Annotated in this window: 12 protein-coding genes; 6 read left to right on the top strand and 6 right to left on the bottom strand. The window is 37.3% G+C overall.

What is annotated here, in order from left to right:
* Positions 1-296: 296 nt before the first annotated feature.
* Positions 297-2,249, top strand: a complete 1,953-nt coding sequence (locus M030_RS24055; protein WP_051585036.1) for a M4 family metallopeptidase — start codon at positions 297-299, stop codon at positions 2,247-2,249.
* A gap of 73 nt (positions 2,250-2,322) precedes the next feature.
* Here the strand turns inward: M030_RS24055 and hemH are convergent, their stop codons facing one another.
* Genes hemH through M030_RS0111880 form a run of 3 tightly spaced genes read right to left on the bottom strand, consistent with a single transcriptional unit; the run spans position 2,323 to position 4,787 of the window.
* Positions 2,323-3,357 carry a ferrochelatase gene (gene hemH, locus M030_RS0111890; protein WP_027373701.1) on the bottom strand — a complete coding sequence of 345 codons (1,035 nt, stop codon included), beginning with the start codon at positions 3,355-3,357 and terminating at the stop codon, positions 2,323-2,325.
* Between the two features lie 15 nt (positions 3,358-3,372).
* Positions 3,373-3,900, bottom strand: coding sequence for an NADPH-dependent FMN reductase (locus M030_RS0111885; protein ID WP_027373700.1), 528 nt, complete (start codon positions 3,898-3,900; stop codon positions 3,373-3,375).
* Positions 3,901-3,908: 8 nt separating this feature from the next.
* Positions 3,909-4,787 carry an iron-sulfur cluster biogenesis protein NfuA gene (locus tag M030_RS0111880; protein WP_027373699.1) on the bottom strand — a complete coding sequence of 293 codons (879 nt, stop codon included), beginning with the start codon at positions 4,785-4,787 and terminating at the stop codon, positions 3,909-3,911.
* 168 nt (positions 4,788-4,955) lie between these two features.
* Between M030_RS0111880 and M030_RS0111875 the strand changes: the two genes are divergently transcribed.
* The gene (locus M030_RS0111875) at positions 4,956-5,492 is read left to right on the top strand and encodes a gamma carbonic anhydrase family protein (protein ID WP_027373698.1); all 537 of its coding nucleotides are present in this window, start codon (positions 4,956-4,958) and stop codon (positions 5,490-5,492) included.
* A 170-nt stretch (positions 5,493-5,662) separates the two neighbouring features.
* Here M030_RS0111875 and M030_RS25895 read toward each other — a convergent pair whose 3' ends face one another.
* Complete coding sequence (locus M030_RS25895) at positions 5,663-5,824, bottom strand: hypothetical protein (RefSeq protein WP_228375227.1); 162 nt, start codon at positions 5,822-5,824, stop codon at positions 5,663-5,665.
* Positions 5,825-6,198: 374 nt separating this feature from the next.
* Here M030_RS25895 and M030_RS0111865 point away from each other — a divergent pair, with 374 nt between their 5' ends.
* A complete protein-coding gene (locus M030_RS0111865; protein WP_027373697.1) occupies positions 6,199-8,325 on the top strand; it encodes a helix-turn-helix domain-containing protein in 2,127 nt (708 codons plus the stop codon).
* Between the two features lie 55 nt (positions 8,326-8,380).
* Here M030_RS0111865 and M030_RS0111860 read toward each other — a convergent pair whose 3' ends face one another.
* On the bottom strand, positions 8,381-9,226 hold the full coding sequence (locus M030_RS0111860) for a M12 family metallopeptidase (protein ID WP_027373696.1): 846 nt from the start codon (positions 9,224-9,226) through the stop codon (positions 8,381-8,383).
* Between the two features lie 391 nt (positions 9,227-9,617).
* Between M030_RS0111860 and M030_RS0111850 the strand changes: the two genes are divergently transcribed.
* From M030_RS0111850 to M030_RS0111840, 3 genes are all read left to right on the top strand, one after another.
* Positions 9,618-10,622: an LLM class flavin-dependent oxidoreductase gene (locus M030_RS0111850; protein WP_027373695.1), complete on the top strand. Its 1,005-nt coding sequence runs from the start codon at positions 9,618-9,620 to the stop codon at positions 10,620-10,622.
* A gap of 68 nt (positions 10,623-10,690) precedes the next feature.
* On the top strand, positions 10,691-11,812 hold the full coding sequence (gene ribB / locus M030_RS0111845; RefSeq protein ID WP_027373694.1) for a 3,4-dihydroxy-2-butanone-4-phosphate synthase: 1,122 nt from the start codon (positions 10,691-10,693) through the stop codon (positions 11,810-11,812).
* Between the two features lie 85 nt (positions 11,813-11,897).
* Positions 11,898-12,482 (top strand): Crp/Fnr family transcriptional regulator, encoded by a 585-nt coding sequence (locus M030_RS0111840; protein WP_027373693.1) that lies wholly within the window; start codon positions 11,898-11,900, stop codon positions 12,480-12,482.
* A 66-nt stretch (positions 12,483-12,548) separates the two neighbouring features.
* On the opposite strand, the gene fmt is transcribed toward M030_RS0111840, so the two are convergent.
* Positions 12,549-13,499 carry a methionyl-tRNA formyltransferase gene (gene fmt / locus M030_RS0111835; RefSeq protein ID WP_027373692.1) on the bottom strand — a complete coding sequence of 317 codons (951 nt, stop codon included), beginning with the start codon at positions 13,497-13,499 and terminating at the stop codon, positions 12,549-12,551.
* Between the last annotated feature and the right edge of the window lie 84 nt (positions 13,500-13,583).

The following is a 13,583-nucleotide window of genomic DNA, read 5'->3' as shown; positions in this document are numbered from 1 at the left end:
GATATTATAACTCCCATGGATACTAGTTTCGTATGTGTTTTTATGATTGTTAGGATATTAAAATATAATGCACGGCATGGTGAAAAATATTAATTCATAAAATATTGATTTTATGTTAATTTTTTTAATGTAAAATCAATATTGTGATAAAATTATCTTTATAATATTTTCTTTGTTTTAAAATCATTATTGTGTTTTATTTATTGATTTATAATATCAATTGAAAATTCCTCAATGATATATTAGTTTTTTATGAAAAGTTTATAAATTCGTTTTCACATTTAACAAATATTATTATGAGAACAAAGTTTATTCTAGTGGCAAGTGTTGCCGCCTGCTCCTTCGTCTTTGGACAAGACAAACCATCTAAAGTAATTCCTGGTAAAAATGGCTTACACTCCGAATTCATGAGATTTGATAAAAACGGTCCCGATTTCCAGGGAAGTCCCCTTTTATTTGATGAAACCTCTCAGCGACTAGCACCGGGACAAGCGCGTAAATTAGGAATGGAAAAAGATGCGTTAGGATTTGAAACGCACAGATTCCAGCAAACTGTTGATGGTATTCCTGTAGAATACGGAATGATGGCCGTACAGACCAAAAATGGAAAAATTGTAGGTGAATCGGGTAAATGGATACTTCAGATGCCTTCCAAAGGGATGGAGAAGAAAGCCAATATCTCCGAGAGCATCGCATTGCAAAATGCATTATCATTTGTAGGTGCAGATTCATACAAATGGCAAAATAAAGAAGAGGAAGATTTCATTAAAAAGGAAACCAATGATGCCAATGCAAGTTTTGCCCCTAAAGGTGAATTGGTGTATTATTCTGATCCTGCCGATGAAAAAATTCAAAATCTAACGTTAGCCTATAAATTTGATATTTACGCTGAGAAACCATTAAGCAGACAGTACGTCTTTGTAGATGCTAAGAGCGGAAAAGTGCTGGGAGTAGATGCAATCATTCATGAAGTCAATGCTCCGGGAACAGCAACAACGGCTTACAGCGGAAACAGAAACATTGTGGCCGACTCATATAACGGAAGCTACAGATTAAGAGAAACGGGAAGAAACGCAGGGACAGCCGTTGAAACCTATAATTTAAAGAAAGGAACCAGTTATTCTGCAGCTGTAGATTTTACAGATACGGATAACGTTTGGAATAACGTCAATGCCAATAAAGATCAGTATGCCACCGATGCCCACTGGGGAGCAGAAATGACGGTAGATTACTTATATTCCAAGTTTGGAAGAAAGAGTATTGATAACAATAATTTTGCTATTAAGTCATATGTTCACTATTCTACCAATTACTTTAATGCATTTTGGGATGGTTCCAGAATGACTTACGGAGATGGAAGTTCTACAACAAACGGAGGCAAGCCATTGACTGCTATTGACGTTTGCGGGCATGAAATTACCCACGGAATGACTTCTAAAACAGCCAACCTTGTGTACCAAAGAGAATCGGGAGCTTTGAATGAAGGTTTTTCAGATATCTTTGGAAATTCTATAGAGCGTTGGGCCAGACCTACTCAGGCAAGCTGGCAGTTAGGAGAAGACTTTAGCTATCCTATCAGGGATATGTCAAACCCTAACGCGTTTAGCCATCCGGATACTTATTTAGGGAAATACTGGAAAGTTGTGTCTTCATCTTGTACCCCTACTCAAGCAAATGATTATTGTGGAGTTCATACCAATTCAGGAGTGTTGAATTTCTGGTATTATTTATTAGTAACAGGAGGATCCGGAACGAATGATAACAGTTTTGCTTATAATGTTAGCGGAATCGGACTGGATAAAGCAGGAGCTATTGCTTACAGAACATTAACATCTTATCTTACTTCGTCTTCAAACTATTCCAATACCAGAACATCTTCTATCCAGGCGGCAACAGATCTATACGGAGCCGGCAGTAATGAAGTCAATCAGGTTATTAATGCCTGGAATGCTGTAGGTGTTGGTGGAGGTACTTCTCCGGCAGGATTGGTGGCAGCTACGCCCAATGCATCAGCTTACACTATTAGCCCAAATCCCGCTACAGATAAATTTGAGGTGGTGTTTGAAGGTAAAGAAGGAAAAGGAGCTGTGGAACTGATCAGTTTAACAGGAAAAAGAGAAGTCTCTGAAAAAGTTACCATTAAAGATGGAACAAACAGAGTAAATATTCAGTTGCCGTCCAATCTTCTTCCGGGAATATATGTAGTAACGGTGAACGGACAAAAAGCAGGAAACCTGATTAAAAAATAATTCGTAAATATGTCTTTCAAAAAAGGCCGCTGAAAATTTCAGCGGCCTTTTATTTTATATGATTACAATGATCTTATACCAGATAGAAATCATTGAGCTTTTCTTCGCAAAGCGTCTTTACTACATCGATCCAGCGGTCTTCATCATTCAGACACGGGATGTAATGGAAGCTTTCGCCTCCGCCGTGCATAAATTGTTCTTTTCCTTCCACCGAAATTTCTTCTAAGGTTTCAAGACAATCCGATACAAAGGCGGGACACACAATGGCCAGATTTTTTACTCCTTTTCCGGGAATCGTTTCCAAGGTTTCATCAGTGTAAGGCTCAATCCACTTATCATTTCCTAATCTTGACTGGAAAGAAACTATGGTTTTCTCCTTAGGCAGCCCCATTTTAGCGATCACGGCTTCTGTTGTTTTATAACACTGGTGTCTGTAGCAGAAAGCATTGTGAGTGTCTGATTGACTGTTGATACAGTTGGCATCATCAATTTTACATGTTTTTGACGGGTCTGTCTTATAAATGTGTCTTTCAGGAACACCATGATAAGAAAACTGGAGTGCATCAAAGTTTTCAGGCAATTTTTCTTTGATACTTTCTGCAAGACAGCTGATATAAATATCTCTGTTGTAGAAAGGTTGAATATAATTGATTTTTACCTTCGGAAATTTCTTTTTTCGTACTTCTTCAGCTTTTTCAATAACCGTCTCCGTCGTACTCATAGCATATTGCGGATATAAAGGAAAAAGAACAATTTCAGAAATTCCCTGATCTACAAGTTTCTGAATTCCGGTTTCAATACTGGGTTCAGCATATCTCATCCCGATTTCCACCGGAACATCGACCAGCTTCTGAAGTTTTTTCTGAATCTTTTCAGTAATGACCACTAATGGAGAGCCCTCATCCGTCCAAACGGTTTTGTAGGCTTCAGCAGATTTGGCGGGTCTTGTTTTTAAAATAATCCCACGAACAAGAAGAGCTCTGAAAATCCAACGGTAGTCGATCACTCTTTCGTCCATCAGAAATTCGTCAAGATATTCCTTTACATCATTTACTGCCGTAGACCTTGGTGATCCAAGATTAACCAGTAGAATTCCTTTTTTATTCAATATTTCTAATTTTAATTATGAAACGGATTCTGAAAAATCCGTTACCAATTCTGATACTTTAGCAAAGGTATTGTTTTCAACTGAGCCATCTGGCTCAAATTTTCCTTTAATCCCTTTTATGAGAAGCTGATGTTTATCATTTGTTCTGGCTCCCAGAGTTGTTAAAAGCAGTAATAATTCCTCATGACCCTTTTCTCCGTTGGCAGAACCTGTTATAAATGCAACGGGTTTATCAGAAAAAACATTGGTAGAAACACACCATTCCAGTAGGTTTTTCAGCCTGCTCGGAATACTGAAGATGTATTCGGGTGTAGAAAATATCACTCCCGCCGCACTTCTGATAGCTTCTCTGACTTTTATAACTTCTTCCGGTGTATCAACATCAGTCAGTGATGTGTCAAAATGTGGTAAGACAGAAAGATCATCGTACATCCGGTAATGGGGATTACCCGTTTTCTCAAATGCTTGTTCGATAAGTTTCTGATTGCTGGAGTTTTTTGTAGCACTGCCAATAATAACCAAAATTTTCTTGCCGGAAGTCATCGCAACTCTTATCCGTTTACCGCTTCTACTTTTTCAACTAAATCCGGAACGAATTGTTTTAAAATATTTTCAATTCCGTTTTTCAGAGTAGCAGTAGAACTTGGACATCCTGAGCAAGCTCCCTGTAGCAACATTTTTGCAGTTTTATTAGCCTGGTCATATTCCATTAATGAAATTTTTCCACCATCATTTTCTACTGCCGGTGCCACATATTCGTTCAGAATATCTGAAATTTTCTGCTCGTCTTCCGTGTAATCCCTGTTGATGATTTTTTCAACCGGATTCTCATGTTTCTGAGGTTCGATTTTTGAAATCTCACCACCATTTTGAAGATATTCAGCAATAAGGGCACGCACGGTCATCATTACCTGATGCCATTCCACAGAATTATCTCTGGTAACCGCTACAAAATTGTCCGAAATAAAAACTTCTGTGGCAAAATCAAACTCTTTAAAAATAGCCTCAGCCAAAGGAACTTCTGCAGCAGCCTCTTTTGATTTTACTTCTACAAAACCATCCATCAGTAATTTGCTTGAAACAAATTTCATTACATTAGGATTCGGAGTCATTTCTGCATAAATCTGATACATTTCTTTTTTCTTCTGAAGGTAAATTCTCGGGTTAGCCAGTAATTCATCTTCAACTACATTTTTCAGGCTTTCCACTACATGTTCCCATTCTACAGTATCCTGTTTTGCTACAGCTACAAAATTAGCCGTGATGAAAATTCTTTCTACAAACGGATAATTGAAAAGCTCCTGAGCCAAAGGAATTTCTGAAATATCTGAGTTTCTGTCCAACTCTAAAGATCCCGGAATCAAATTGTAATCAGTTACAAATTTCATCACTTTTGGGTTTTCAGTTGGTTCTATAAGTACGGTACGCATTTTTTCGTTAAATTTGAGATACAAAAATACGCATTACAAGTTAGAAGCTGCGAACTGAGAGTTAGATTTTTGCTATCGCTGTAATTTAGAAGTTAGATACCAGACTATAGGAATTAGCAAAATATACCTTTCAGGTGAGATAAATATTAAAATTTTCAAATTAAAACTATGGCACTTATAAAAGAACTTTTAGGGAAAATACCACAGGTAGGAGAGAACACCTTTTTAGCAGAAACAGCTACCATTATTGGTGATGTTACTATGGGTAGAGATTGCAGCGTTTGGTATAATGCAGTGATCAGAGGTGATGTACATTATATCAAAATGGGGGATAAAGTAAATGTACAGGATAATGCAATGTTACACTGTACATATCAGAAACATCCTCTGAATATCGGAAATAATGTTTCAATAGGACACAATGCAATTGTTCACGGCTGTACCATTAAAGATAATGTGCTGATCGGAATGGGAGCCATTGTCATGGATGACTGTCTGGTAGAAGAAAATTCAATTGTAGGTGCAGGTTCTGTAGTGACTCAGGGAACCCACATCAAGTCAGGAGAAGTCTGGGGTGGTGTACCGGCAAAAAAAATCAAGGATATCAATGCCCAGCTACTGGAAGGGGAAGTCAACAGGATTGCTGATAATTACGTGAAATATTCGTCATGGTACAAAGAGAACGTTAAAAATTACGAATTGTAAAGTTTCATACTTTCAGAGGGAAGAAGTGATTTCAGAATATTACTTTTTACTTTGAGAAAGACCTTACCCATGAAATGTAAACAGTTTTAAAAATCATTGGTTTATACACAAAGAAAGCTTCATCTTATGACGAAGCTTTTTTCGATTTGATATTGACCTTTGCTTTATTTTTAATTATTATCCGGGGTAATAAGCCGTATTTTTCCGTTTACACATTTGAGAGACGTAGGAGCGGGGATTACCATACAGTCGGACATAATATTATATTTTTCGTTAAAAATCCTTACTTTATCTGTATACTCATTGATTCTTGGGAGGACGGAGCTTTCCATTTTTTTAGGATATGCCAAGTATTGTTGAGGGCCGCCACAGGATTTTACACCCATTGGGGCAAATGTCCAGTCACTGGCATTTGTACATGTTTCTCCCGATACTTCAGATTCAATAGAGGCTTTAATCTTATCCAGCTGAGCCTGATCATATTTCTGGCTGTCTTCATCGGCAGGCCGGTCTGCAATATCGATCGGTTTATTGGGTGTTAATGTTCTTAGAGCTATTACAAGAAACTAAAGTAAATGCAGTGCATAATGCTAATAAAGGAATGTAAATATGAATTTTTTTCACAGTAACTTTTTTTCTGTTAAAGAATTTTCAAAACTTGTGCCAAGGTAAGAAATTCAAATTCATTTCCGTATTTTTGACGACGATGAACAATCATTTTTTTGACTTAATAGAATATACCAACAGAAGTGTTTTTTTGACCGGAAAAGCAGGAACAGGAAAAACCACTTTTTTGAACGACTTTGTAAGAAGAACGAAGAAAAAACATATTGTAATCGCTCCTACCGGAATTGCCGCGATCAATGCAGGAGGAGTTACCATTCACTCTATGTTTGGACTGCCGTTAAGAACTTTTCTGCCTACCACAGAAAGAATAGATACCAGTTTGGCGAATAATATTGCCGACCTGATGCCTCACTTCAAATATAGAAAAGATAAGCTCAAGCTGTTAAGAGAGGTGGAGATTATTATTATCGATGAGGTTTCCATGCTCAGGGCTGATGTGCTGGATATGATGGATTTTTCCCTTCGGTTTATCAGAAGAAATAATCAGCGGTTTGGCGGCGTCCAGATGTTGTTCATTGGAGATTTGTTTCAGCTCCCGCCTGTGGTGAGAGATGAGCATATTTTAAAAATGTACTACAATTCTCCGTTCTTTTTTGATAGCCATGCAATTAAAGAAATCCCTCTGGTTACTATCGAGCTTACAAAAGTATACCGTCAGTCTGATCAGGAATTTCTTGAAATTCTGAATGCAATCAGAGACGGTGATGTAGGAAATATAGACTTTGACCATCTGAATGCAAGGTACGATCCTGACTTCGATATGGGTAAGGAATCTTATGTATACCTGTGTTCTCACAATAAAATGGCAGATGAAATCAATCAGGAAAAACTGGCTGAAATAAAAGTCGATCCAAAAACCTATGAAGCAAAACTTACAGGTGATTTTAAAGAAAACCAGTTTCCCAATGATCAGTTCCTGGAATTGAAAATCGGGGCACAGATTATGTTCATCAGAAACGATATTTCCGGAGAAAAAAAATATTTTAATGGTAAACTTGGTGAAATTATTGGTCTGGATGAAGATGAAATCAAGGTTGCTTTAGAAGGAAGTGAACAGGAGATTACCGTTAAAAAAGAAACCTGGGAGCAGAAGAAATATTTTCTGGATACCGACAAAAATATTAAAGAAGAGGTTCTGGGAAGCTTTGAACAATTCCCTGTCAAATTGGCCTGGGCCGTTACGATTCATAAAAGTCAGGGACTTACATTTGATAAAGTCATCATCGATGCCGGAAAAAGTTTTACAGCGGGTCAGGTATATGTTGCATTATCACGTTGCCGCACACTGGAAGGCATTGTTCTCAAATCTAAAATTACCCCTGAAGTTATTTTTAAAGACAACAGAATTCTACATTTCCACAGCAATACTGTCGTTAATGATCAGGTGGAGTCTATCCTGAATCAGGAAAAATACGATTACAGCATCAGAAAAGTTCTTCGTACCTTAGATTGTATATGGATTTTGAAGGCGGTAGAAGATTGGAATAGGCTTTCGGTGGTAACTAAAAATATTGATCATGTAAAAACCAATCAGCTTTATCTTCAGCTGAAACATGAGTCGGTGAATCTGGGTAAAATCTTTGAAAAACTGGAACGTATCATTTTTCAGAAGGTGAATCATTTTATTGAACAAAAAGAAGAATGGTCCGAAATTGAAAATAAAACCAAAGGTGCTGTTAATTTCTTCTTTATCGAGATCAGAGATAAAATTTTCAATCCGTTAAAAGAATTTTATGCTGAAATAAAAGGGGCAAAGGGGTTGAAGCAATACAATGAAGAATTCCGGGACTGGTTAGAAGATATTGAAGAATACCTGAACAGCCTGAAAGAAATACATCTTCTTGACACCAGGCTTTTAGATGAGAAGAATGATAAAGAAATCAACCTTAAAATCGCAAAAGTTCCTTCCCAGGTATTGACTTTCCAGCTTTTTGAACAGGGAAAAACAATAGGTGAAATTGCACTGGAAAGAGGATTGGTAAAAGAAACTGTAATTGGACATCTTGCCAAGTTTGCAGAACAGGGATTACTGGATATTTCAAGAGTGATCACCACAGATAAGATCAAAGCTTTCGAAGCAGAGTTTTACAAAAAAGCCCACGAAACCCTTACAGAATGGAAAAATGTATTACCGAGCAATTTTGAGTTCAATGAAATAAGGATTCTTCTGAATCACTATAATTATAAAAAGGAAAAGAATTCGTAAAGAATTCTTTTCCTTTTTTGATAATGAAGATTGTGAAAACGATTATAAAAATTAATTAAGGGTACATGGTATTGATTGTATTAATATCTCCGGTTGTAAATCCTGTCCTGTTATAAGTAAAGCTTGTGTTGTTGGCCCTCTTAATCGTCGGCTGACCATTTTTAGAATACGAATTCGGCCAGTACATCATCACTGAATTGATGTTGAAAGGTCCGATATCTGTCCCGGAACTGTAAATGTCGAAGTTGTAAGCCTGTCCGTCCTGGATATTATTCCATAAGATCGTTACATACTGATCTCTGTCTTTGCGGGTATGTTCATGATAAAGTCCCACCGTATGTCCCATTTCATGAATCACAGATCCTACAGAAATATACTGATCCAGGGAAACAGTTTGCTTGCCTCCCCGATATCCGATATGAGCCCAGCCGTCCGATCCTGATGAACTTCCGAATATAAATTCAACATAATTTGTCTGATTGGTACGAGGGATCCATTGTGTGTTGGTTTTGCTGTTATACTCGTTAACCGCAGTAGTGATTTTATTGGCATTAATAGAGCCCATGTTGCTGGCAACAGTATAATAGATCTTGCCTCCGGGCCACCTTGAGAAACTTGCACCTCCTTTCTGCACCGATTGATCATTCAGCTGCTCATCAGTAAGCACAATATCTCCCTGGAAAAAATTCTTTCCGTCCTTTTTGATATAAGTGATAGGTTGCCCGTTCAACTGACCTTTTTGAACATTTCCGCTGGGTAAGCCATTGGTTTGAGCTTCAGAAGTAATTTCTTCATTGTTTTTACTACAGGATGTCAGCATAGTCGCAATCATTAAACCTGCAAAAATTGTCTTTCCCACAGGAATTTTCTGAAGGAATAACTCATTGATTTTTTTGTTCATATGTATATTTTTAAAGTGGTGTGAAAATTTGATTCAATTCTATTTTCAAATACTAATATAATAATTTATCTCTCTTATTAATGAATTATTTATGTTAAAATGTTTATATGGCAGAAAATTTAAAATTCGAATAATGATCATATAGGAAGAATGCTGGGAGTTGATCATTCAGAATAATTTTTTTTTCATAAAAATCATATGATTTTCTTTAATAACGATTGTTGTTTTCCCATAGTTTTTTCCTGAACTCATCAATCAATCCTATCAATTACAAAAAGTAACTAATGCAATTTATATGTTTTAAATTTGTTGCGTTGTAAAAGACCGAATTTAAAATTGTGAAATAAAAGAGAGATACCATGATCTCCTTTAGAAAAATGAAAATCCCGATATGAAAAATTTTGAAATCTCTGTTTTAGATCTTGCCCCCGTAAAGCAGGATAAAAGCATTCACGATACTTTTCAGGACAGCCTGTCTTTAGCCAATCATGCCGAAAATCTGAACTATAAAAGATTCTGGCTGGCCGAACACCATAATATGGAAAGTATTGCCAGCTCGGCAACCTCCGTCTTAATTGGTTTTATTGCCAACGCAACCAAAACAATCAGGGTTGGTTCAGGAGGAATTATGCTTCCCAATCACAGCTCTTTAATTATTGCTGAACAATTCGGAACCCTGGAATCTCTTTTCCCCGGAAGAATTGATCTGGGATTAGGAAGAGCACCGGGAACCGACGGATTGACTGCTCAGGCGCTGGGAAGAAATCCCGCCATTATCAACGAACAGTTTCCAAGACAGATTTTGGAACTGCAGAGATATTTTTCCAAAGAAAATTCCGATGCGATGGTACGTGCCATCCCCGGGGAAGGTCTGGATATTCCTTTGTATATTCTAGGGTCAAGTACAGATAGTGCTTGGCTGGCGGCTGAGCTCGGTTTACCGTATGCTTTTGCCGGACATTTTGCTCCGGAGCAGATGGAAATGGCGTTTAAGATTTACAGAGAACACTTTGAGCCTTCAGGATATCTTGATCAACCCTATATCATCGCCTGTGTGAACGGAGTGGCAGCAGAAACTTCCGGGGAAGCTCATAAAATTTCAACTACCTTATTCCAGGCTTTTATCAATATAGTAAGAAATGACAGAAAGCCTTTTGCTCCGCCGGTTGATGATATGGATGAAATATGGTCACCCATGGAAAAATCTATGGTCTTACAAAAGCTTAGATATACATTTATCGGAGACCAGGCAGAAATTGAGCAAAAACTTAAAGATTTCCAGGAAAGATTCAATGTAGACGAGCTGATGATCAATTCACATATTTACGATCATGAGAAAAGATTAAGATCATACGAAATTATAAGAGAAGCTGTCAACTCTTTATCCAAAGCCTAACAAACCATCCATAATTAATTGGCAAATGCTTATTTTTATAAGTATCTTTGCACAAATAAAAAGTAAAAATGTCTGATATTAAATTAAATACTATTCCGGAGGCCATTGAAGACCTTAGAAATGGTAAAATAATCATAGTAGTAGATGATGAAGACAGAGAGAATGAAGGAGATTTTCTTTGTGCTGCTGAACTGACCACCCCTGAAATTATCAACTTTATGGCACTTCACGGAAGAGGGCTGATCTGTATGCCGCTTCCTGAAAAAAGATGTGACGAGCTGGGGCTGGAAGTGATGGTAAGCAGAAGCAGCGATCCTAAAGAGACAGCTTTTACGGTGTCTGTTGACCTTTTGGGGAACGGAACTTCTACAGGTATTTCTGCAGGTGACAGAGCGAAAACTATTTTAGCTTTGATGGATGAAAAATCTAAACCTACTGATTTTATGAGACCTGGTCACATTTTCCCGCTTCGTGCAAGAAAAGGAGGTGTTTTAAAAAGAGCAGGCCATACAGAAGCTGCTATTGACCTTACGCACTTAGCAGGTTTAAAGGAAGGAGGGGTGATCTGTGAGATCATGAATGAGGATGGTACAATGTCTCGTTTACCTGACCTGCAGGCTTTTGCTCAAAAGCACGATATGAAGATCGTTTCTATTGAAGATCTCATTCATTATCAGCTTAAGAAGGGAAATCTTGTTGAAAGACTTGAAGAGAAAAAAGTAAAAACGCACTATGGTGAGTTTGATTTTTATGCTTTCAGAGAGACTTCCAATGACCAGATTCACTTTGCCCTTACAAAGGGAGCCTGGACTGTTGATGAACCTGTTTTGGTAAGAGTACAGTCTTCAGATTCCTATTTTGATGTTTTAACAAGATTGAATAACGGTGAAAAACCCCTGCTGGAAAAAGTTACCAATATGGTGAACGAAGCAGGAAAAGGAGCGATCATATTTATTAACAATGTGTCCAATTCTGAGAATACACTGAGAAAGCTTCAGCAGTTTATGAATTATCAGGACGGGCAGGAGCAACATCCTACATTAGCATATAACTACAGAGATTATGGTATCGGAACGCAGATTTTAAAGAATCTGGGAATTAATAAGTTTAAAGTAATCACTCAAAATCCTAATATCAAACCTCAGGTGGGAGGATATGATGTAGAAGTGACTGAGCTGGTACAACTATAACAAATATTAATCGACAGTTTTCGAACTGATTGATATAATAAAAAAGGTTTAGGATTTTTCTAAACCTTTTTTTATTTTTAAACCTATGACCGAGTCTTTAAAGAAACATATCAGAGAGTATATTGATATCTCAGACGAAAAGCTGGAGAAATATTGTAATGCCTTTACGCTACAGGAAGTAAAAAAGAAAGAATTTCTCTTAAAAGAAGGCAGTATTTGTACTTATGAGGGATTTGTAACGAAAGGTTGTTTTAAAGTTTTTCATACCGACCGCAATGCTGATGAACAGATATTATACTTCGGAATTGAAAACTGGTGGATTTCTGATATTGACAGTTTCATTAATAACATTCCTTCAAAGCTCAATATCCAGGCTCTTGAGGACAGCGAAATTCTTATTATTAAAAAAGCCGATAAAGAAAAACTCTATTCCGAAATGCCGGAAATAGAACGGTTGATGAGGCTCAAATTTCAAATGTCTATTATTGCATTACAGCGCAGGATCATTGATAACTTAAGTAAATCTTCCGAGGAACGTTATATCGAATTTTTACAGAAATACCCTAATACAGTGCATCGTCTTACCAATATTCAGATTGCGGCCTATCTGGGAGTAACTCCTGAATCTTTGAGCAGAGTTCGAAGGAAAATTGTGGGTAAAGACTCATAGGGTGATACAAAAAGTCACAGCAGTATAGAAAACTTCTGTGACTTTTTATGGAATATGAAAGTATTTTTAATCCTTCAATGAGATTTCGTCAAAATTACGAAAGCCGTTCAGGAAATCTTTTACTGTCATTCTTTTTTTACCTTCTAATTGAAGTTCCTGCGGGAAATAAGTTCCGTCTTCAGTGTAAATTTTAAATTCATTTTTAGAAATGCTTAATGTTCCGGCAGGTTGCCCATGCGGGGTCAGATCAAATGTACCTCCGAATATTTTCAGTCCTTTTTCCTCATCACCTATTTTTAAAGTGGTAAATGCTGCAGGGTAAGGAGACATTCCGAGAATAAACTGATGAACTGTTTTAGAGGAAGCATTCCAATTGATTCGGGTATCTTCTTTGAATATCTTATATGCATTTTTAGGATGTTCAACTTGTGGCTGAGGTTTTTCCTCAATAGCATCTTCTGCCAATCCATCCAGTGTTTTAACGACTAATTCAGCTCCTATTTCCATCAGTCTGTCATGAAGGCTTCCGGCATTTTCATTAGGTGAAATTTCAAGCTCTGCCTGTAGTAAAATATTTCCCTCATCAATTTTTTCATTGATAAAAAAGGTAGTTGCACCCGTTTTTTCTTCACCGTTGATCACTGCATAGTTGATGGGAGCAGCACCTCTGTAATCCGGTAATAAAGAAGCATGAAGATTGAAAGTTCCCATTTTAGGCATTTCAAAAAGGATTTTAGGCATCATTCTGAATGCGACCACTACAAAAACATCGGCATCCAGCTTTCGAAGTTGTTCCAGAAACTCGGGGTTTCTTAATTTCTCCGGCTGAAAAACAGGGATATTATTTTCCGCAGCGTATACTTTTACCGGTGATTGATTAATCTTTTGCCCACGTCCGCTTGCTTTGTCGGCAACGGTTACCACACCTACCACGTGATGGTGAGATTGATGAATAGCCTCCAGAGAGGTTTTTGCAAACTCAGGAGTACCTAAAAAAACGACTTTCAATGATTTCATAACACAAAGATAAGTTTTTACTTAAAAATGAGAAATGGGAAAGGGCTCCGTTACTATAGAGTTCTGAGTTTTTAGAGTATGTTG

Source organism: Chryseobacterium sp. UNC8MFCol, from assembly GCF_000482305.1.
In the GTDB taxonomy this organism is placed as follows: Bacteria; Bacteroidota; Bacteroidia; order Flavobacteriales; family Weeksellaceae; genus Chryseobacterium; species Chryseobacterium indologenes.
This window is presented reverse-complemented; position numbering and strand designations above follow the sequence as displayed.